At 72.9% G+C, this 20,149-nt stretch carries 15 protein-coding genes; 8 read left to right on the forward strand and 7 right to left on the reverse strand.

Annotated features, from left to right (window positions below; all coding sequences use genetic code 11):
* Positions 1 to 21 precede the first annotated feature (21 nt).
* The 3 genes from ACFWZ2_RS01595 to ACFWZ2_RS01605 are packed head-to-tail and all read right to left on the reverse strand — an operon-like array spanning position 22 to position 5,936.
* Positions 22 to 1,731: a trypsin-like peptidase domain-containing protein gene (locus ACFWZ2_RS01595; RefSeq protein WP_384540112.1), complete on the reverse strand. Its 1,710-nt coding sequence runs from the start codon at positions 1,729 to 1,731 to the stop codon at positions 22 to 24.
* Between the two features lie 8 nt (positions 1,732 to 1,739).
* A complete protein-coding gene (locus ACFWZ2_RS01600; RefSeq protein WP_384540115.1) occupies positions 1,740 to 2,189 on the reverse strand; it encodes a CU044_2847 family protein in 450 nt (149 codons plus the stop codon).
* A 45-nt stretch (positions 2,190 to 2,234) separates the two neighbouring features.
* On the reverse strand, positions 2,235 to 5,936 hold the full coding sequence (locus tag ACFWZ2_RS01605) for a hypothetical protein (RefSeq protein WP_384540118.1): 3,702 nt from the start codon (positions 5,934 to 5,936) through the stop codon (positions 2,235 to 2,237).
* Positions 5,937 to 6,070: 134 nt separating this feature from the next.
* Here ACFWZ2_RS01605 and ACFWZ2_RS01610 point away from each other — a divergent pair, with 134 nt between their 5' ends.
* A complete protein-coding gene (locus tag ACFWZ2_RS01610) occupies positions 6,071 to 7,663 on the forward strand; it encodes a hypothetical protein (protein WP_384540120.1) in 1,593 nt (530 codons plus the stop codon).
* A 24-nt stretch (positions 7,664 to 7,687) separates the two neighbouring features.
* Here ACFWZ2_RS01610 and ACFWZ2_RS01615 read toward each other — a convergent pair whose 3' ends face one another.
* Positions 7,688 to 8,653: a class I SAM-dependent methyltransferase gene (locus ACFWZ2_RS01615; protein ID WP_384540123.1), complete on the reverse strand. Its 966-nt coding sequence runs from the start codon at positions 8,651 to 8,653 to the stop codon at positions 7,688 to 7,690.
* Between the two features lie 255 nt (positions 8,654 to 8,908).
* Between ACFWZ2_RS01615 and ACFWZ2_RS01620 the strand changes: the two genes are divergently transcribed.
* Positions 8,909 to 9,484, forward strand: a complete 576-nt coding sequence (locus tag ACFWZ2_RS01620) for a TetR/AcrR family transcriptional regulator (RefSeq protein WP_384540126.1) — start codon at positions 8,909 to 8,911, stop codon at positions 9,482 to 9,484.
* Between the two features lie 95 nt (positions 9,485 to 9,579).
* A complete protein-coding gene (locus tag ACFWZ2_RS01625) occupies positions 9,580 to 10,833 on the forward strand; it encodes a GDSL-type esterase/lipase family protein (protein WP_384540128.1) in 1,254 nt (417 codons plus the stop codon).
* 7 nt (positions 10,834 to 10,840) lie between these two features.
* Here ACFWZ2_RS01625 and ACFWZ2_RS01630 read toward each other — a convergent pair whose 3' ends face one another.
* Together ACFWZ2_RS01630 and ACFWZ2_RS01635 are read right to left on the reverse strand one after the other, a co-directional pair.
* Positions 10,841 to 11,581, reverse strand: a complete 741-nt coding sequence (locus ACFWZ2_RS01630) for a class I SAM-dependent methyltransferase (protein ID WP_384540131.1) — start codon at positions 11,579 to 11,581, stop codon at positions 10,841 to 10,843.
* Between the two features lie 5 nt (positions 11,582 to 11,586).
* Positions 11,587 to 11,892 (reverse strand): 4a-hydroxytetrahydrobiopterin dehydratase, encoded by a 306-nt coding sequence (locus ACFWZ2_RS01635; protein ID WP_384540134.1) that lies wholly within the window; start codon positions 11,890 to 11,892, stop codon positions 11,587 to 11,589.
* A 118-nt stretch (positions 11,893 to 12,010) separates the two neighbouring features.
* Here ACFWZ2_RS01635 and ACFWZ2_RS01640 point away from each other — a divergent pair, with 118 nt between their 5' ends.
* Complete coding sequence (locus ACFWZ2_RS01640) at positions 12,011 to 12,853, forward strand: helix-turn-helix domain-containing protein (protein ID WP_384540137.1); 843 nt, start codon at positions 12,011 to 12,013, stop codon at positions 12,851 to 12,853.
* Here ACFWZ2_RS01640 and ACFWZ2_RS01645 read toward each other — a convergent pair.
* Entirely contained in the window at positions 12,850 to 13,272 is a 423-nt protein-coding gene (locus tag ACFWZ2_RS01645) for a hypothetical protein (protein ID WP_384540140.1), read from the reverse strand. The two genes, ACFWZ2_RS01640 and ACFWZ2_RS01645, sit on opposite strands and share 4 nt — an antisense overlap.
* A gap of 236 nt (positions 13,273 to 13,508) precedes the next feature.
* Between ACFWZ2_RS01645 and ACFWZ2_RS01650 the strand changes: the two genes are divergently transcribed.
* The 4 genes from ACFWZ2_RS01650 to narI are packed head-to-tail and all read left to right on the forward strand — an operon-like array spanning position 13,509 to position 20,123.
* Positions 13,509 to 17,192, forward strand: a complete 3,684-nt coding sequence (locus ACFWZ2_RS01650) for a nitrate reductase subunit alpha (RefSeq protein ID WP_384540143.1) — start codon at positions 13,509 to 13,511, stop codon at positions 17,190 to 17,192.
* Complete coding sequence (gene narH / locus ACFWZ2_RS01655) at positions 17,192 to 18,820, forward strand: nitrate reductase subunit beta (RefSeq protein WP_384540146.1); 1,629 nt, start codon at positions 17,192 to 17,194, stop codon at positions 18,818 to 18,820. Before ACFWZ2_RS01650 ends, narH begins: the two co-directional genes overlap by 1 nt.
* Positions 18,817 to 19,401, forward strand: a complete 585-nt coding sequence (gene narJ / locus ACFWZ2_RS01660; RefSeq protein WP_384540149.1) for a nitrate reductase molybdenum cofactor assembly chaperone — start codon at positions 18,817 to 18,819, stop codon at positions 19,399 to 19,401. Before narH ends, narJ begins: the two co-directional genes overlap by 4 nt.
* Positions 19,398 to 20,123 carry a respiratory nitrate reductase subunit gamma gene (gene narI, locus ACFWZ2_RS01665; protein WP_384540152.1) on the forward strand — a complete coding sequence of 242 codons (726 nt, stop codon included), beginning with the start codon at positions 19,398 to 19,400 and terminating at the stop codon, positions 20,121 to 20,123. Before narJ ends, narI begins: the two co-directional genes overlap by 4 nt.
* Positions 20,124 to 20,149: the final 26 nt, after the last annotated feature.

Genomic DNA, 20,149 nt, shown 5'->3' on the forward strand with positions numbered 1-20,149 from the left:
CGCCTCGGGTGTCCTGCCCACTCACGGTTCTCCCCTCGTCCCCATCGCCAGCGGTGGATCCGGTTTGCGTTCCGGGTCGTCCCAGAACAGGGTCAGGCGGTGTCCGCAGTGCTCGGCGTCGCCCTTGTCCGGGGAGCGGGCCTCCTTGCGCAGCCGCATCACCTCGCAGGGCAGCCGGTCGGGGTCGAGGGCGGCCACCGCGTCCGTGAGCCGGTCCAGGAACTTGTCGGGCGCGCAGTGGGCGTGGCCGTCGGCGCCGCAGTCGTGGCGCCGCCACAGCATGATCGGGACACCGGTGTCGAGGGCGGCGGCGAGCCAGTCGCCCGCGGGTGTCGCCGCGTACGCGAGGGCGCACACGTCGTCGTCGGCGTCCAGCCAGTCGTGGAACTCGTCGTACCCGTACGGCAGTCCGCACTCCACGCGCAGCGGTCTGGTCTCGCCGCGGGCCCGCACCGTCTCCCAGCGTCTGCGGGTGAGCCGCGAGACGGTGAGCGGCTTGAGGCGGTCCATGTGCCGGACCACGACGGGCACGGTGCGCATCGGCCGGGGGCGGGCGGCGCCCGGTTCATGGATCTGCCACTCCTCGAACGGCTCGCTCATCAGCCGCTCCGGCACCACGAACTCCAGCATCCAGTCGAACTCGTGGACCTTGCCGACCTGTTCGGCGAGCAGCGCCTCGACCTTCGTACGCAGCTGGCGGGGCCGGATCCGTACGGGCCCCGACCTGCCGACCGGCACGCCGTCGACCACCGTGCACACGGAGAGGTCGAGCCCGGCACCGCGGGTCATCGACTCGGCCCGGAACATCACGGAGCCGGTGGGCGCGACCACGTCGCGGGCCTCGGCCTCCTCCCACTGCCCGGGCATCCACCGGCGCAGCCACCGTCCGACGTCCACTCCGGGCGGCCCGGCCGCGCGCAGGGAGTCCAGCAGCCGCACCAGGCGGTCCTCGCCGGTCAGTTCCTCGGCGACGTACCGGACGGCGTGCCAGACGGACCGGAAGGCGGGCAGGGGGCGGCGGAAGGTGGGGAAGGCCCGCCGGACGATCAGTTCCAGGCTCGCCGGGTCGATCCGCACGCCGTCGAACAGGGCGCGCAGTTCGCGGCGCGGCAGCGTCGGCAGCCAGTCGAGCGGCAGGAGGTCGTCCAGCTCCTCCCAGTGGCCGCGCAGGGTGTCGAGGGGCAGCATCCGCCCGATGTAGCCTTCCTGTTCCCCGTCGAGCACGGCGTCGGTGACGATGCCGACGACGAGGCCGGTCTCCGGGTCGTAGACGGCGGCGCCGCTGAATCCCTCGCCCAGGCGCTGCAGATGGGCCTGCTCGACGTCGATCTCCAGCCACTCCTGGCCGAGCAGCCGGTCGGCGCTGGTGCGCAGCGTGACGTGCGTGCCCTCCTTCTCGTGGCCGAACGGGAAGCCGAGCGCGCGCAGTTCGCGTACGACGTGTCCCGCGCGCGGCCGCAGGACGTCGAGCGGCGCGAACCCGCACGGCGGCACGCGGGCCGCCCGGTCGAGTGCGACCACGGCCACGTCGCCGCGGTCCCCGACGCGCCGCCAGTCCCCGACCCAGGCCACGGCCCCGTGCAGCGCTTCGGCGCACCCGGGCAGCGTCACGGAGACCTCGTCGAGCCCCTCGACGACATGGGCGCAGGTGATCAGCCGGGTGCCGTCGACCAGCACGCCCGCCCCTCTGGGGACGCCGTCGACCGTGCCGATCCGGGCACGCCAGTGCATGCCCGCCATTATTCGCCTTGCACGCCCTGACCGCCGCCGTCCTGCCGAACACCCTGCCCGGATCCTTCGGGTCCGGACCCTTCGGTCCCGGGGCGGTCGCTCCCTGGCCCGTCGGTCCGCGGCTCCTGCGACGGCTTCGACGCCTTCGACCAGGTGAGCTTGACCGTCAGATGCCCCTCGGCCGCGGTCTTCGCGATGACGGCACCCGCGACGGCGCTGAGCTTGACCCCGAACTCCAGCTCGATCCCGTCCGGATCGAGGGTCCGGTCCCGGAAGGTCCGCAGCGCGGACAGCGCGGCGCCCCGCACATTGCCGAGCGCGGACTCGAAGCGGGCGTCGACATCATGGATCTCGTCGCCGTCACCGCGCCGCGCCACCGACCTGAACCCCGGGTCCCTGGAGTCCACTTCGACCACGACGGGGCCCCCGTCCGACTCCCACCGCATCAGTTCGCTCACGCCGCCGCGCCCCTCCCCGGACTGCAGAGTCCGCCCGACTGTACGTCAACAGGTGTCCATGTACCTGGAGTTGGGCAGATAGGTGCGCCATTCCTGCCGGGTGAGGCCGCCGCCCGCGCGCTCGCAGACCGCCGCCGCGGCACGGCCCGCCGCCACGGGCACGGCGCGGGGCGTGCGGTGCGCCGTCGCCACCCGCAGCTCGTCCCCCGCGAAGCCGAGGGCGATGACGGGTCCTCCGGTCGCCGGGTACACGGCTCCCGAGAGCCGCGGCGTGCCGGTCTCCCAGACGCGGACGGAGCCGTCGGCGGCGCTCACGGCGAGCAGCCGGCCGTCGGCGGAGAAGGCGATGACGGGCGCGGCCGCCAGGTCGTCGCCCCGGGTCCGCAGGGCCGACGCGAGGACGCCGAGCGGGCGCGTACCGGCGCCGTTCCACAGCGCGATCCTGCCGTTCCTGTCGGCCACCGCCAGCTGACGCCCTTCGGGACTGAAGGCCGCGGCGATCAGCTCGTCCTCCCCGCGCAGCACGCGTGCCGTGCGCCCCGTGTCCAGGTCGGTCAACTCGCCGTTCAGGGTGAGCAGTCGACGGCCGTCGGGCGTGAGGACGAGGTCGCCGGGGAGCCTGCGGTGCAGCAGCCGGGTGCTGGCGCGCCCGTCGATCCGCCACACGACGGCGCGGGGATCGTCGTGGTCCTGCGTGCCGGGCGGCGCGCCCGCCGTGAGGACCCGCCCGCCCTCCGTGGGCTGCACGAGGCCGTCCGCCCGCGTGGCCACGGTCGTACGGGAGGCGACACCACCACGACGTACGTCCCACTGCCGCACCGTCGTCCCGCGCGCGGCGTCCTCGGTGTACGCGAACGTGCCGCCGCCCGGCGAGAACGCGAGGAGCGGGTCCGCGCAGTCCTCGCACCAGCGGCCGGGGAGCACGGGCGGCACGGACGACGGCTGCGCGTCCCGTGCGTCGCGGAGCAGCACCTTCCGTTCATCGCCCCGCCGCTCCACCACGGCGAGCGTGCGGCCGTCGGGACTGAACCGGGCCTTCGTCAGCGGGTGCTTCAGCGGTTCGCGCGCCAGTGCGTCGCGGACGTCGAGCGTGCGGACCTCCGTGGCGCTCACCCGCAGCCGGACCACGCCGTCCGCCGTGTCGAGCCGCACGTCCTGGACCGTGTTCTCGTCGTACGCGTGGCGGAGCAGCGGAGTGTCCGGGTCCGCCGTACGCCACAGGACGACCTCCCCGTCCGCGAGGGCGACCGCCGTGGCGCCGTCCGCGCTGAAGTCCACCGACGGCTCGGCCGCGCCGGGCAGTTCGATGCCGGGGCGTTCCCGCCCGGACCGTACGTCCCAGGTGCGGATGCCACCCGTCAGCGGAACGGCGAGCGCCCTGCTGTCCGGCGTGAACAGCACCTCCTGCGCCCCGCAGGCGTGCCGGTCCAGTGCGCGCGGCCACGTCCTGGGCAGCGCCCGTCCCGCGACGACGTCCCGGACGGCGAGCCTGCCCTCGGCCGAGCAGGTGGCGAGGAGCCGGTCGTCGGGGCTCATGGCGGAGAACGGCGCGCTGCTGGTGGCCACGCCGGTCACCTCGGCCAGCAGGCGGTGGCGGCGTACGTCCCACACCTGGACCTCGCCGCGCTCCTCGTGCTGGAGGAGGAACGTCCGCCCGCCGGGTCCGAACCGCCCGTCCCAGTGCCGCGCATCGGCGGCCCCCAGCGGCGGGCCCACGGGACGCTCCCGCCGCAGGTCCCACACCTGCACGCCGCGTCCGGTGGCCAGCGCGATCAGCCGTCCGTCCGCGCTGACGTCCAGGTCGTCGCCGGCGGCTCCCGGCGGGTCGAAGACGCCGATCCTGCGCGGCCCGCGCAGGTCCCATCGCGTCGCCTTCCCCTTGTCGGCCACCGTCAGGACGCGGCCGTCGGCGCTGAGGTACCGCGCCGTCGTGGCGGTCTCCGCGCCGCCGCCGCCGGAGAACGCCGCCACCTCCCGCTGCGCGCCCGCCGTCCGTACCGCCTCCCGCGTCTCGGGCAGATCCGCGATCCGCCAGGCCGCCACGCTCAGGCGCATGGCGGCGACCGGGTCGGACGTGCGCAGGGTCGCCGCGACGCCGACGACGCGCCGCGCCTCGGCCTCGGCGTCCTGGCGCCGCCCGTTCCGGTTCTGCTGCCAGGCGATCGCGCCCGCCACGGCGGCCAGGCAGAGCACGACGGCGAGGGCGCCCAGGAGGGCGCGAGTACGCCGCGCGGCGCGGCTGCGGGCGCGCAGGGCGTGGTCGTGGGCCTCGATCCCGGCGTCGAGGAACTCCCTTTCCAGCGGCGTCAGTTCCAGCGCGTCACCGTCCGGGACCGCCCCGAACGCCTCGCGCGCCGCCGCGAGACGCGTCCCCCGGTACACCGCGCCCGGATCGCGCGCCAACTCGGCCCAGGCGCTTGCGGCTTCCGTGAGCGACCGGTGCAGCCGCAGCCGCTCCCTGTCCTCCTCGATCCACCCCCGCAGCCGCGGCCACGCGCTGAGCAGCGCCTCATGGGCGAGTTCGACCGTGGTGCCGTCGACGGTCAACAGGCGGGCACAGACGAGGCGTTCCAGCACATCGGCGCAGCCCGCCGGCAGTTCGGCCCGGTCGACGGGGCGCCGGGTGTCCTGCGTGCCGTCGCCCGGCGCCACCATCCGCAGGAGCAGCGAGCGCGCCATGGCGGCCTCGCGCCCGGAAAGACGCCCGTAGACGTCCTCGGCGGTGTGCGCGACGGCTCCCCTGACCCCGCCGATCGCCTCGTACGCCGCCACCGTCAGGGTCTTGCCGTTGCGCCGCCGCCAGACTTCGCGCAGCGCGTGCGCCATGAGCGGCAGACCGCCCGGCTCGTCCGCCACGTCGGCGACGATCCGGGCCGTCAAGGAGCGTTCCACGACGAGCCGTTCGGCCGCCGCGGGCCTGACGACGGCTTCTCTGAGGCGACTTGGCGACATGGGACCGACGAGGAGGCCCGCGTCGCCGAGGGCAGCGGCGAGCCCGCCGTGTTCGGCGCATCTGCCGTAGAAGTCGGCGCGCACGGCGAGCAGGACGCGCAGCCTGCTCGCGGGGTCGCGGGCCGCGAGCAGCCGGTCCAGGAAGGCGGCCCGTTCCGCCGGGTCGTGGCAGAGCGAGAAGACCTCCTCGAACTGGTCGACCACGAGCAGCGTGTCGCCGTCGCCCGCCGCGGGGGTGAACAGGTCCGCGTGGCTGCGGGCGGGCCGGTCGCCCGGGGTCAGGAGACGGATCGCGGCCAGCTCCGGTGGTCCCGCCGACTCCCGAAGGGCCGGTATCAGCCCGGCCCTGAGCAGGGACGACTTGCCGCTGCCCGAGGCACCGAGCACCACGGCGACGCGCCGCCGCGCGGTCAGGCGCAGCAGGTCGCCGACGAGGTCGTCGCGGCCGTGGAAGCGGTCCCGGTCGTCGGGGCCGAACCGGGCGAGCCCCGGATAGGGCGATGCGCCGTCGTCCGCGCGGTCGCGGTCGGCGTCCTCGGCGACCGTCTCGTACCAGCGCCGCTCCCACTCCTGTGGATCCCCGTCGCACGCGCGGACGTAGGCGAGCAGCACGGGCAGCGTCGGCAGCCGCTCCCCGGCGGCCGCGGCGGAGAGCGTGGGTGCGGCGTACGGGACACGCCGGGCCATCTCGCGGTAGGTGGGGCCGCCCGCGTCCACGCGGAGCTTGCGCAGCTCGTGCGCGAGGCGCTGGACGGGCCCGGCCGTCGGCTCCAGAGGCTTCTCGCGACGCCCCATGCCGACCGCCTCCCCCGGATACCGCCCGGCCCCTCCGGTCAAGATCCGGTCCCACGCTAGCAATTGATCGGACGGCGGAAACAGGGCTGCCCATCAATTCCCGCGCCGCTGAACTCGGCTCCACGGCCCTGCACTTGGGCCCTGACCAGGGAAAGCCGACGTCTGCGCACGGGGAGTACGTCATCGCCACCACCCTCCGCTCCGATCTCGCGGAACAGACCCGAGAACCCGCCAAGAAGGACCCGTTCGGCACCCGGGCCCGCTCCCTCGCACGGCGCTCGGTCCTCGTCCTGCCGGGCACGCTCCTCACCCTCGCCCTCGGCCTGTGGGGCGTGCGCCGCGAGGGCACCATGTGGCGCGACGAGGTGGTGACGTACGACGTCGCGCGCCGCGGCGTTTCCGGCCTCTGGCAGACGCTCGGGAACGCCGACGCCGTCCACGGGCTCTACTACCTGCTGATGCACGGCCTGTTCCGGCTCACCGGCGGCGCGGACCCGCTGCTGGTCCTGCGCGTCCCGTCCGTCCTTGCCATGGCCGCGGCCGCCGCCGGTGTGGCCGTGCTCGGCGGGCGGCTCGCGGGGCGGCGGGCGGGGCTGCTCTCCGGGGTGGTCTTCGCGGTGCTGCCGCCGGTCCAGCGGTTCGCCCAGGAGGGGCGTTCGTACGCGATGGTGTGCGCGCTGGTCGTCTGGGCGACGTATCTGCTGGTGCGCGCGATCGCCGCGTCCGTGCCCGTCCCCGGCTCAGCGGAGGGGCGGCGGGCGCGGCGGCTGTGGTGTGCGTACGGCGCCGTGCTGCTGGTGGCCTGCCTGCTGCACGAGTTCGCGGTGTTCGCGCTGGCCGCGCACGCCCTCGCGGTGCCCCGCGCGGTCCGCGGGCGCTGGGCCGCGGCGGCCGGTGCCGTGGTCGTGGGGCTCGCCCCGCTCGTGGTCGTGAGCGAGCGGCAGAAGGCCCAAGTGGCCTGGCTGCACGTCAACGTGGGCTGGTACGCGGCAGCCGTCGGCGTGTGCGTGGTCGGGGCCGGCTGCGCCGCGCTGCTCAGGAAGTGGACGCCGGGCGCCTTCCCGCACCGCCCCGTCGAACTGCCGCGGCTCGCCCTGTCGCTGCTCGTCGCCCCCACCGCCACGCTCCTGGCACTCACCCCCATCACGCCTCTGTACGTGGACCGTTACGTCCTCTACGGGTACGCCGGTCTCGCCCTGCTCATCGGCCCGCTGCTCGGCACCGTGCTCGGCACGGCGGGTGCGGTCACCGGGCGGCAGCGCGCCACGGCACTCGTCGTCATCGCCGTCGCCGTGACCACGCTCGTGCCCGTCAGCGCCCATCTGCGGACCCCGCAGAGCCGCCTGGACAACGCGACGGCGGCCGCGCGGGCCATCGCCGACGCCTCGGCCCGGGGCGATGCCGTGCTGTACATGCCGTTGCGGCGCAGGGTGTGGTCGCTGCCCGACCCCGGCGCCTTCGCGGGCCTGCGCGACCTCGCCCTCGACCGGAGCCCGGCCGCCTCGCACACCTTGTACGGCACCGAGGTCCCCGCCGACGTCATCCGGGCCCGTCTGCTGACCCGGCCCCGGGTCGTCTTCGTCACCGACCCGTCGGGGGACCCGGGCGGCACGGGCGAGGCGGAGAGCATGAAGCGCGACATCCTCAGGGAGCGCTTCGAACCGTGCCGCACCTGGCACGGCCAGGAGTTCCGCGTCACGTTGTACGCGCGCCCCGGCCGCTGTTGAGCCCGGCCGGGGCGGCGGCTCCGGTCAGGACGTCGCGCCGTCGTCCTTCACCGCCACATGCACCGTCTGCACGGCCAGCAGGAACACATCGGGGCGCCGCATCAGGCCCGCCGGGTCGGCCGGGTCGATGAGGCGGTCGATGGTGGCGAGGTCGTCGTCGGCGGCGAGGCTCTCGGCGCGCATCTCGCGGCGGCGGGTGAGTTCGTCGACCAGGTGGGCGCGGGCGTCCGCCGAGAGGGGGGCGGGCAGGTCGAGCAGGAAGCTGCGGCTCGCCACGTGGCGCAGGCCCGCCGCACCGAGGAGCGCGGGCCAGTCCTCCGTCTCGCGCTTCGCGCCCGGGAGGCTCGCGCGCATCCCGGCGAACCACTCCTCGTCGTACGCCTCCATGCGGGCCTGCAGACCCGGTGTACCGAAGCCGATGTCGCGGGGCAGGCTGCGGGCGCTCAGGCCGCCCTCCAGAAGGGCGAGCGCGCCGCCGGGGGCGAGCCGTTCCGCGAGGGCGGCGAGCGCCGCGCCCTGGTCGCCGACGTGGTGCAGGGACTTGCCGAGCCACAGGAGGTCGGCGGGCGGCAACTGGCCGATGCTGTCCGGGAGTTCCACGCGGACCGTGCTGAACCGGTCGGCGACGCCCTCCCGCTCCGCGCGGTCGCGGGCCCGCTCCAGGAGCGGCTCCTCCGGGTCGGCGGCGATGACCTGCGCGCCGGGGAACGCCTCGGCCAGCAGGAACGCCACGCCGCCGGGGCCGCTGCCGACGTCGGCCACGACGCCGGGCTTCGGGGTCCACTGCCGCACCCACGCGGCCGCCTCCCGGTACATCGGCGCGGCGATCTTCGCGTACCGCTCCAGGTAGGTGCCCATGGCAGCCCAGTCGACGTCGCCGTGACCGTGACCGTGTCCATGCGAGTGGGTGTGGGTGTGGGTCTCCGTCCGGCCCTGGCCGGGGTCGTGATCGTGGTCGTGGTGGTGGCCGGGTGTCTGTCCGTGCGCCATCGTTGTCCGCCGCCTTCCTGTTCCTTCTCTGCCCGCCCTCCGCGGCGGGGCAGTCGCTGCCCGCCCTCGCGGGGGAACGGTGCCAGCCTGCTCCCCATTTCCCGTTTCCGCCTACCCGCCTTGCTGTTCCGGCAAGTGTGCGCGCCGATGCCCCACCAGCCTGAAGCAGTATCCAATTTGCCTAAAGCTTTTAGGCAGGTGCACTATTGCTTTAGGAACACGGAAGGCACGGCAGGAACGGAAGGAGAGGACCTCATGGCCGCACGCGCAGGACTGACCACGGAACGACTCGTCACGGCGGGAGCCGAGCTGGCCGACGAGGTCGGCTTCGCGCAGGTGACCGTGTCCGCGCTCGCCCGGCAGTTCGACGTCAAGGTCGCGAGCCTGTACTCGCACCTGAAGAACTCCCACGACCTGAAGACCCGGATCGCCCTGCTCGCCCTCGCGGAACTCGCCGACCGGGGCTCCGCCGCGCTCGCCGGGCGCGCGGGCAGGGACGCCCTGGCCGCCTTCGCGAACGTCTACCGCGACTACGCGCGGGAGCACCCCGGCCGCTACGCGGCGGCCCAGTTCCGGCTCGACCCGGAGGCGGCCGCGGCGAGCGCAGGGGCCAGGCACGCACAGATGATGCGGGCGATCCTGCGCGGCTACGACCTGGCCGAACCGGACCAGACCCACGCGGTGCGGCTCCTCGGCAGCGTCTTCCACGGCTACGTCAGCCTCGAACTGGCCGGCGGCTTCAGCCACAGCGCCCCGGACTCGCAGGAGTCCTGGGAGTGGACCCTGGACCGCCTCGACGCCCTGCTGCGCGGCTGGACCACGACGGCCTGAGCACCGGCCGCACCGGCCGGGCGACGCGCGACGCACCATCCCGTACCCCGAACGAACCCCGAACCCCGAACCCCCTGAATCAACAGGCTGAGGCAATGAACACCGAGCACACCACCGCCACGTCCACCGCCCCGTCCACCGCCACTCCCATCAGCACCCCCCTCACCGCCGACCTCCTGCGCGGCGCGCTCGACCTGGAGCGCACCGCCCACGGCGTCCTGCCGCACCGGCTGCCCGCCAGGGCCCGTGCCCAGTGCGCCGACGGGCAGCTCGCCATGGTGGAGTCCCAGCCCTCCGGCGTACGCCTGGTCTTCCGGACCCGCGCCACCGCCGTGGAGCTCGACACGCTGGCCACCAAGCGCGTCTACCCGGGCGCCCCGCCCCGCCCCGACGGCGTGTACGACCTGCTCGTCGACGGGCGCCCGGCCGGCCGGGCAAGCGTCGGCGGCGGCAACACGCTGACCATCGACCTGAGCACCGGCACCGCCGAGCACCGGCCAGGACCGGTCGGCACCGTCCGTTTCGACGGGCTCGCCGCGGGCGAGAAGGACGTCGAGATCTGGCTGCCGCACAACGAGACCACCGAGCTCGTCGCACTGCGCACCGACGCGCCCGTCGAGCCCGTGCCGGACCGGGGCCGCACAGTGTGGCTGCACCACGGCAGTTCGATCAGTCACGGCTCCGACGCCGCGAGCCCCACCACCACGTGGCCCGCGCTCGCCGCATCCCTGGGCGGCGCGGAGCTGATCAATCTGGGTCTGGGCGGCAGCGCGCTGCTCGACCCGTTCACCGCCCGCGCGATACGGGACACCCCGGCCGACCTGATCAGCCTCAAGATCGGCATCAACGTGGTGAACGCGGATCTGATGCGCCTGCGCGCCTTCGGCCCCGCCGTGCACGGCTTCCTCGACACCGTGCGCGAAGGACACCCCACGGCGCCGCTGCTCGTCGTCTCGCCCATCCTGTGCCCGATCCACGAGGACACCCCGGGCCCCTGCGCCTTCGACCTCTCCGCTCTCGGCGAGGGTCGGCTGCGCTTCCGGGCCACGGGCGACCCGGCGGAGACCGCGAGCGGGAAGCTGACGCTCTCCGTCATCCGCGCCGAGCTGGCGCGGATCGTGCGGGAGCGGGCGGCCGACGACCCGAACCTGCACTACCTCGACGGCCGCCACCTCTACGGAGAGGCCGACTTCGCGGAGCTGCCCCTGCCCGACGATCTGCACCCGGACGCTGCCGCGCACCGCCGCATCGGGGAACGCTTCGCCGAGCGGGCGTTCGGCGCGTCGGGCGCGTTCGGCGGCACGGGTTCCTCCGGCGGCGCCGGGGCCCCGGCCGACCGCTCCGTCTGAGCGCCCGTCAGCCGCGCTTGCGGAACGACCGCAGCGTGAACCACGGGTCGGGGCGCGGGACTTCCTGGTCGGGGAGTTCCGCGAGCCCCGCGGCGAGCCGCGCGGCGAGCGGCCCGTCGGGGGCGATCCGCGTGAACCAGCCCCGGTGCAGGTCGTCCACCGTGGAGCGGGGCGAGCGGCCCTGCCCGTGGCCGCGGAACCTGGCCTGGCCCGCGGGCACGAGGCCGTGCGCCGCCGCGATCGCACCGACCGATTCCGCGCGGTCGACCGCGGGACGTATCGGACGCGGCGCGAGCACGGCGTCGATGTCGCTGCCCACGTCGTGCGACGCGGCCTTGTCGACGGTGGTGACGAGGGTTCCGCCGGGCCGCAGCACGCGCGCGCACTCGGCGACGACGGACGACGTCTCCTCCTCGCCGGACAGCAGATGCAGCAGCCACACCGTGCTGACGGCGTCGAACGCGCCGTCCGGGAACGGCAGTCGGCGGCTGTCGCCGAGCACCACGGCCCCCGGAACGCGGTCCGCGGCCATCCGGGCCATGCGGTACGCCGCGTCGACCCCGGTCACCCGCAGGCCCTGCCGTGCGGCGAGCCGCCGGGTGACGAGGCCGGTGCCGCAGGCCACGTCGAGGAGGCTGGCGGTGTCCGGGGGCAGCAGTCCGAGCACGGCGTCCGCCGCGGCCGCCGCGCGCGGCTCGCCGCCGCGTGAGGCGTCGTAGCGGTCGGCTTCCTTGCTGTAGTCGAGCATCGACGTCATTCCGCGCCGTGGCCGGGCGCGAACGCCTCGACCCTGCGGGCGAGTTCGAAGTCGAGGTCGGTGAGCGCGCCGCCCGCGCTGTGCGTGTTCACGGAGAGGGTGACGGTGTTGTAGCCGAGCCTCAGGTCGGAGTGGTGACCGAGTTCCTCCTGCGTCTGGGCGATGTGCAGGACCAGGGCGGCCGCCGCGAAGTGCGAGCCGAGCCGGTACGAACGGGTGATCCGGTCACCGTCGAGCGACCAGCCGGGCAGCTCGGCCAGGCGGTCCTCGATCTCCTTCAGGGAAAGCGGTTCGGGGGTCATGGGCCACGCTTCCTTCCAGGTCGTCCGGGTCGGGCACGGGGCGCGTCCCGTGTCCGGCGCGGCACGGAGTCCGTCTCCGGCTCACCTTGCCACACTCCCTTTCGATTACCGTCTACGTATGACAACCGCCGCGCCCCACAAGGGGAATGCCCGAGGGAACGCCCAGGGGAACACCACCGGGGTGGGCCCCCTGCTGCGCGGCTGGCGCGAGCGCCGCCGCGTCAGCCAGCTGGAACTGGCCCTGCGCGCGGATTCATCGGCGCGGCACATCAGCTTCGTCGAGAACGGCAGGTCGCGGCCGAGCGAGGAGTTCCTGCTGCGCCTCGCCGACCACCTCGACGTGCCGGTGCGGGAGCGCAACTCCCTGCTGCTCGCGGCCGGTTACGCGCCGCGCTTCCGTGAGACGCCGCTCGACGACCCGTCGATGGGCGCGCTGCGCGAGAGCCTGGACCGGCTCCTGAGCGGCTACGAGCCGTATCCGGCGCTGGTCGTCGACGCGGCGTACGACGTGATCGCGGCGAACCGCAGCCTCGCCGTGCTGCTCGACGGCATCCCCGAGCACCTGCTGGCGCAGGCCCCGCTGAACGCGATGCGCCTCACCCTCCACCCCGAGGGCCTCGCCCCGCGGATCCGCAATCTGCGGGAGTGGCGCGGGCATCTGCTGCACCAGATGGAGCGGCAGATCGCCCTGCAGCGCTCCGCCGCGCTGCGCGCCGTGTACGACGAGGTGGCCGCCTACCCGGTGGCGGATCCCGGGGTCGACGCCTTCGACGCCGGCACGGACGTCCCGTACTTCGCGCTGCCCCTGCGCGTCGAGCACGAAGGGCACGTCCTGTCCTTCATCTCGTCCATCTCCACGTTCAACACGCCCATGGACGTGACGGTCGCCGAGCTGGCCATCGAGACACTCCTCCCGGCCGACCCGGCGACGTCCAAGTACCTGCAGTCGCTGATGGCCTAGCGACCGTCCGCGATCCCCCGCAGCGCCGCGTACTGCAGCGCCGCGAAGCCGCCCACCGTCAGGGCCTGCAGCGGGATCCACACGGCGCCCGCGGTGCCGGGCGAGAGCCAGGCGACGAGTGCGACGATGCTGAGCAGCGCCCAGGCGGCGTTCAGCTCGATCACCGCGCGGACGGGCAGCGTCGGCGGGCTCTTGCGGGACGCGAGGTACCCGACGCCCGCGCCGTAGAGGGCCAGGAAGACGCCGAGGACGAGCAGCAGGCCGGAGTCGACGCCGAGGAAGCGTCCGAGGGGGCCCGACGCGGCGGCGTACGCGAGTCCGTTGCCGGTGGTCACGACCGCGTCCAGGGCGAGGAAGCGGCGCAGCATCAGCTGCGGGTCGGTCGTGCGGGCCAGGGCGGTGAGCTGGAACGCGGACATGCGGGATCAGCCTCCAAGCAGGGCGAAGAGCGGTTCGGGAAGCCGGATCCGGGCCGGAGTGCGCCGGACCGGATCCGGTGACACCACTGTGTCGGGGCGGCGCCGACGGGTCGATTACGCGCCAGGTAATGGCGGTCCTGGCGGCCTCCCGCGGCAACCCGTACGGCGGCGGCCGACAGGTGTCCCGCGCCCCCCGCCCCTAGGTTCGAGGGAAGGCAGACCTAGGGAGCGCCACGGTGACAGAGACGACCGAGCCCGCCGCCGCCCTGTTGCGCGCGGGCAAGTTCTTCCGGCGCGGCACCGCCGCCCCCGACCTGCACAGTGTCCGGCTGACCGGCGGCCGGGACGCGGACGCCTTCTACCGGGACCGCTGGAGCCACGACAAGGTCGTGAACTCGACGCACGGCGTGAACTGCACCGGATCCTGCCGCTGGAAGGTGTACGTCAAGGACGGCATCATCACCTGGGAGACCCAGCAGACGGACTATCCGAGCGTGGGCCCCGACCGCCCCGAGTACGAGCCGCGCGGCTGCCCCCGCGGCGCCGCGTTCTCCTGGTACACGTACTCCCCCACCCGCGTCCGCTACCCGTATCTGCGCGGTGTGCTCCTGGAGATGTACCGCGACGCGAAGTCCCGTCTGAAGGACCCGGTGCTCGCCTGGGCGGACATCCAGGGGGACCCGGAGCGCCGCCGCACCTATCAACAGGCGCGCGGCAAGGGCGGGTTGGTGCGGGCGACATGGGACGAGGCGGTCGAGATCGTCGCGGCCGCGCATGTCCACACCATCAAGACGTACGGCCCGGACCGGGTCGCGGGCTTCTCCCCCATCCCCGCCATGTCGATGGTGTCGCATGCGGCGGGCGCCCGCTTCATGGGGCTCATCGGCGCGCCCATGCTGTCGTTCTACGACTGGTACGCGGACCTGCCGGTGGCCTCGCCGCAGGTGTTCGGCGACCAGACCGACGTCCCGGAGTCGGGCGACTGGTGGGACGCCGCGTATCTGATGATGTGGGGCTCGAACGTCCCGGTGACGCGGACGCCGGACGCGCACTGGATGGCCGAGGCGCGCTACCGCGGGCAGAAGGTCGTGGTCGTCGCGCCCGACTACGCCGACAACGCCAAGTTCGCCGACGAGTGGCTGCATCCGCACCCGGGCACGGACGGGGCGCTCGCCATCGCGATGGGGCATGTGATCCTCAAGGAGTTCTTCGTCGACCGGCGGACGGACTTCTTCACGGACTACGTGCGCCGGTTCACCGATCTGCCGTTCCTCGTGACGCTCACCGAGCGCGACGGCGCGTACGTCCCCGCGAAGTTCCTGCGCGCCACCGACCTCGGCCAGGACGGCGAGGGCGGCGAGTGGAAGACGGCCGTCCTTGACGAGAACACCGGGCACCCCGCCGTCCCCAACGGCTCGCTCGGCTTCCGCTGGACCGAGTCGGGCAAGGGCAAGTGGAATCTTGAGCTCGGCAACATCAGACCGCTCCTGAGCTTCCACGGCTCCGACGTCGCGGCGGGCGTCGAGGTGCTGCTTCCCCGCTTCGACACCGAGGGCGGCACGCACGGCCAGGGCCGCGGCGACGTGGTGCGCAGGGGCGTGCCCGCGACGCGGCTCGGCGGCCAGGAAGGGCCGCTGGTCACGACGGTCTTCGACCTGCTGCTCGCGCAGTACGGCGTGGCGCGCGAGGGACTGCCGGGCGAGTGGCCCGCTTCGTACGAGGATGCCGCCGCGCCCGGCACGCCCGCCTGGCAGGAGGCGCACACGTCCGTACCCGCCGCCAAGTGCGTGAAGATCGCCCGGGAGTTCGCGAGGACCGCGGAGCAGTCGCGCGGCCGCTGCATGATCCTGATGGGCGCGGGCACCAACCACTGGTTCCACTCCGAGACGATCTACCGCGCCTTCCTCGCGCTGCTCCAGCTGACCGGCTGCCAGGGCCGCAACGGCGGCGGCTGGGCGCACTACGTCGGTCAGGAGAAGTGCCGCCCTTCCACCGGCTGGGCGACGCTGGCCAGCGCCAACGACTGGAGCAGGCCGCCGCGGCAGATGATCGGCGCCGCGTACTGGTTCCTCAACACCGACCAGTGGCGCTACGACAGGTTCGCCGCCGACGTCCTCGCCTCCCCGCTGGGCGAGGGCCGGTTCGCGGGGATGACGGGCGCCGACTGCCTTGCGCTGTCGGCGCGTACCGGGTGGATGCCGTCGTATCCGACCTTCGACCGCAGTTCCCTGGAGCTGGGCGACACCACGGGCGACCCGGTGGCCAATGTCGTCGACGAACTCAAGGCGGGCACCCTCAAGTTCGCCTGCGAGGACCCGGACGCCCCGGAGAACTGGCCGCGCGTCCTGACCCTGTGGCGCGCCAACCTGCTCGGCTCGTCCGCGAAGGGCGCCGAGTACTTCACCAAGCACCTCCTTGGCACGCACTCCTCACTGCGCGCCGAGGAGGCCGCCCCCCATGAGCGGCCCTCGACGGTCACTTGGCGTGATCAGGCCCCCGAGGGCAAGCTCGACCTGCTGGTCTCGCTCGACTTCCGCCAGACCTCGTCGACCCTCCTCTCCGATGTCGTGCTTCCCGCGGCCACCTGGTACGAGAAGCACGATCTGTCGACCACGGACATGCACCCCTACGTGCACTCCTTCACCCCGGCCGTCGACCCGCCCTGGCAGGCCCGCACCGACTTCGACACCTTCCACGCGATCGCGGACCGCCTCAGCGAGCTGTCCGTCGACCACCTCGGCGTACGCAAGGACGTCGTCGCGACCGCGCTCCAGCACGACACCCCCGGGGAGACCGCGCAGCCCGGCGGGGTCGTCCTGGACTGGCGCAAGGGCGAGTGCGAGGCGATCCCCGGCAGGACCATGCCGAACCTCGCGGTCGTCGAGCGCGACTACACCGCGATCGGCGCGAAGTTCGCCTCGCTGGGCCCGCTGGTCGAGCAGCTGGGCCTGCCGGTGAAGGGCATCGCCTTCCGCCCCGACCAGGAGGTCGAGGATCTCAAGGAGCGCAACGGCGTCGTGCGCGGCGGACCCGCCGACGGACGGCCCGCCCTGGACACCGCGGTGAAGGCCGCCAACACCATCCTCGCCCTGTCCGGCACGACGAACGGGCGCCTGGCCACCCAGGGTTTCCACACGCTGGAGGCGCGCACGGGCCAGGAGATGGCACATCTGGCCGCCGAGCACGAGGGCAAGCGCATCACGTACGCCGACACACAGGCCGCGCCCGTCCCGGTGATCACCTCGCCGGAGTGGAGCGGCAGCGAGTCCGGCGGCCGCCGCTACACCGCCTTCACGCTCAACACCGAGCACCTCAAGCCCTGGCACACCCTCACCGGACGCCAGCACTTCTTCATCGACCACGACTGGATGCACGAGCTGGGCGAGGCGATGCCCGTCTACCGGCCGCCGCTCGACATGAACCGGCTCTTCGGCGAGCCGCGCCTCGGCCCGGACGGCGAGAAGGAGGTGACGGTCCGCTACCTCACGCCGCACAACAAGTGGTCGATCCACTCCGAGTACCAGGACAACCTCTTCATGCTGTCCCTCTCGCGCGGCGGCCAGTGCATCTGGATGGCGCCGCAGGACGCCGACGCGATCGGCGTCAAGGACAACGACTGGATCGAGGCGGTCAACCGGAACGGCGTGGTGGTGGCGCGGGCGGTCGTCTCGCACCGGATGCCCGCGGGCACGGTCTACATGCACCACGCGCAGGAACGCACGGTGAACGTCCCCAAGGCGGAGGCCACCGGAAAGCGCGGCGGCATCCACAACTCCCTGACCCGGCTCATCCTCAAGCCGTCCCATCTCATCGGCGGCTACGCCCAGTTGTCCTGGGCGTTCAACTACCTGGGCCCGACGGGCAACCAGCGCGACGAGGTGACGGTCATCCGTCGCCGCAGCCAGGAGGTGCAGTACTGATGCCCCGTGGCGAAGCCACCCAACGACGCGTGATGGCTCAGATCGCGATGGTGATGAACCTCGACAAGTGCATCGGGTGTCACACCTGTTCGGTCACCTGCAAGCAGACGTGGACCAACCGCGACGGCATGGAGTACGTCTGGTTCAACAACGTCGAGACCCGCCCGGGACAGGGCTATCCGCGCCGCTACGAGGACCAGGAGAAGTGGCGCGGCGGCTGGGAGCTGAACAAGCGCGGCGCCCTCAAGCTGAAGAACGGCGGGCGGATCAAGTCCCTCCTCGAGATCTTCTCCAACCCCAAGCTGCCGGAGATCAAGGACTACTACGAGCCCTGGACGTACGAGTACAAGAACCTCACCGACGCCCCGCTCGGCGACGACTACCCGGTGGCCGAGCCGCGCTCCCTGATCTCCGGCAAGCCCATGAAGATCGAGTGGTCGTCGAACTGGGACGACAACCTCGGCGGCGCCACGCAGTACGGCGACCTCGACCCGATGGTCGCCAAGACCCGTCAACAGGCCGCCGACAAGGTGAAGTTCGCCTTCGAGCAGACCTTCATGTTCTATCTGCCGCGCATCTGCGAGCACTGCCTGAACCCGGCGTGCGTGGCGTCCTGTCCCTCGGGCGCGATGTACAAGCGCGAGGAGGACGGCATCGTCCTCGTCGACCAGGACCAGTGCAAGGGCTGGCGCAAGTGCGTGACGGGCTGCCCGTACAAGAAGGTCTACTTCAACCACCGCACCGGCAAGGCCGAGAAGTGCACCATGTGCTACCCGCGCGTCGAGGTCGGCCTGCCCACCGTCTGCTCGGAGACCTGCGTGGGCCGCCTGCGCTATCTCGGCGTGATCCTCTACGACCCCGACAAGGTGACGGCCGCGGCCTCCGAGCCCGATGAACACAAGCTGTACGAGGCGCAGTTGGGCGTCTTCCTCGACCCCGACGACCCGGAGGTGCGCCGCGACGCCGAGCGCTCCGGGATCTCGTACGACTGGATCGAAGCGGCACGCCGCTCCCCCGTGCACGCGCTGATCAGCACGTACAAGGTGGCGCTCCCGCTGCACCCGGAGTACCGCACCATGCCGATGGTCTGGTACATCCCGCCGCTGTCCCCGGTGGTCGACGCGCTCACCGAGACGGGCCACGACGGCGAGGACGCCGCGAACCTCTTCGGCGCGATCGACACGCTGCGCATCCCCCTCGAATACCTCGCGGAGATCTTCACGGCCGGCGACGTCGGCCCGGTGCGGTCCTCGCTGGAGAAGCTCGCGGCGATGCGGGCGCACATGCGGGCCATCAACCTCGGGGAGCGGCCCGACAGTTCGGTCGCCGGGTCCGTGGGCATGTCGGGCCGGGAGATCGAGGAGATGTACCGGCTGCTCGCCATCGCCAAGTACGAGGACCGGTACGTCATCCCCACCGCGGCGGTCGGCGACGCGCGGCGCCTCGAGGAATCGGCGATTCCCGGGCTGTCCGACTCCTGCAGCCTCGACTACGAGGACGGTCCCGGCATGGGCGGCGAGGGCCCCTTCGGCCAGGACTCGGGACGCAAGCAGCTGCCGCTGGTCACCATCGAGAACTTCCACGCGCTGCGCAGACGGCAGACCGCCGACAAGGAGGACGAGAGTTGACTTCCCCGAGCGAGAACGCCGTGCTCTACCAGGCCGCCGCGCTGTGCCTCGGCTACCCGGACGAGGAGTTCCGTGCCCGGCTGCCGCTCCTCACGGCCGCCGCGCCCGCGGCCCTCGACGGCTTCCTGGCGCACGCGGCCGCCACCGACCCGCGCGCACTCCAGGCCCACTACGTCCAGGTCTTCGACTTCAAGAACCGGCACAGCCTGTACCTGAGCTGGTGGCGGGACGGCGACACCCGGCGGCGCGGCATGGCCCTGGTGCGCTTCAAGGAGGTCTACCGCGAGCACGGCCTGGAGTTCAGCGGCGAGGAGCTGCCCGACTTCCTGCCCGCCGTCCTTGAGTTCTCCGCGCACGCGGGTCCCGTGCTGCTGACGGAGCACCGCAGCGGCCTCGAACTGCTGCGCCTGGCCCTGACCGACTTCGGCACGCCGTACGCCGCCGTGCTCGACGCGGTGTGCGCGACGCTGCCCGGACCCTCGCCCAGGGACCGCGCCGAGGCCCTGGCCCTTGCCCGCTCGGGGCCGCCGCGCGAGGACGTCGGCCTCGAACCGTTCGCACTGATCGGGGAGCGCCCATGAGCACCCTGCTGTGGGGCGTGCTCCCCTACGTCGCCTTCGTCCTGCTCGTCGCGGGCATCATCTGGCGCTACCGCTACGACAAGTTCGGCTGGACGACCCGCTCCTCGCAGGTCTACGAGTCGAAGCTCCTCAACATCGCGTCGCCGATGTTCCACTACGGCATTCTCTTCGTGCTCGTCGGCCACCTCATGGGCCTGTTCGTACCGGAGTCCTGGACGGACAAGGTCGGCCTCACCGAGAGCGCGTACCACAAGCTGTCGCTGTGGGGCGGCACGGCGGCGGGCGCGCTCGCCGTGCTCGGCATCCTCATGCTGCTCTACCGCCGCCGCACCAAGGCGCCCGTCTTCCGCGCGACGACCGCCAACGACAAGGTGATGTACGTCGTCCTGCTCTCCGCGATCATCATGGGCATGTGGGCCAAGCTCACCAACTCCGGGCTCGACGAGGGCTACAACTACCGTGAGACGATCGCGCCTTGGGCGCGCAGCCTGTTCACTCTGCAACCGGACGTGGACCTGATGGTGGGCGTTCCGCTCACCTTCCAGATCCACGCCGTCATCGGTCTGCTGCTGTTCGCGTTGCTGCCGTTCACCCGGCTCATCCATATGTTCAGCGCGCCGGTTCAGTACGTGTTCCGGCCGTACGTGGTGTATCGGAGCCGGGACCCGAAACAGCTGGGCCCCCGCCCGGAACGGCGGGGGTGGGAGCGGGCGGATTCCTGACGCCGCCCGCGGGGCGCTGCTTACGG

This window comes from Streptomyces sp. NPDC059002, from assembly GCF_042740435.1.
Classification (GTDB): Bacteria; Actinomycetota; Actinomycetes; order Streptomycetales; family Streptomycetaceae; genus Streptomyces.

Excerpts from the sequence above, each read along its gene's own strand:
- ACFWZ2_RS01630 (WP_384540131.1), bottom strand. The coding sequence starts at position 11,581 with ATGCTCGACTACAGCAAGGAAGCCGACCGCTACGACGCCTCACGCGGC.
- ACFWZ2_RS01615 (WP_384540123.1), bottom strand. The coding sequence starts at position 8,653 with ATGGCGCACGGACAGACACCCGGCCACCACCACGACCACGATCACGAC.
- ACFWZ2_RS01595 (WP_384540112.1), bottom strand. The coding sequence starts at position 1,731 with ATGCACTGGCGTGCCCGGATCGGCACGGTCGACGGCGTCCCCAGAGGG.
- ACFWZ2_RS01635 (WP_384540134.1), bottom strand. The coding sequence starts at position 11,892 with ATGACCCCCGAACCGCTTTCCCTGAAGGAGATCGAGGACCGCCTGGCC.
- ACFWZ2_RS01625 (WP_384540128.1), top strand. The coding sequence starts at position 9,580 with ATGAACACCGAGCACACCACCGCCACGTCCACCGCCCCGTCCACCGCC.
- ACFWZ2_RS01605 (WP_384540118.1), bottom strand. The coding sequence starts at position 5,936 with ATGGGGCGTCGCGAGAAGCCTCTGGAGCCGACGGCCGGGCCCGTCCAG.
- ACFWZ2_RS01640 (WP_384540137.1), top strand. The coding sequence starts at position 12,011 with ATGACAACCGCCGCGCCCCACAAGGGGAATGCCCGAGGGAACGCCCAG.
- narH (WP_384540146.1), top strand. The coding sequence starts at position 17,192 with ATGCCCCGTGGCGAAGCCACCCAACGACGCGTGATGGCTCAGATCGCG.
- ACFWZ2_RS01645 (WP_384540140.1), bottom strand. The coding sequence starts at position 13,272 with ATGTCCGCGTTCCAGCTCACCGCCCTGGCCCGCACGACCGACCCGCAG.
- narI (WP_384540152.1), top strand. The coding sequence starts at position 19,398 with ATGAGCACCCTGCTGTGGGGCGTGCTCCCCTACGTCGCCTTCGTCCTG.
- ACFWZ2_RS01620 (WP_384540126.1), top strand. The coding sequence starts at position 8,909 with ATGGCCGCACGCGCAGGACTGACCACGGAACGACTCGTCACGGCGGGA.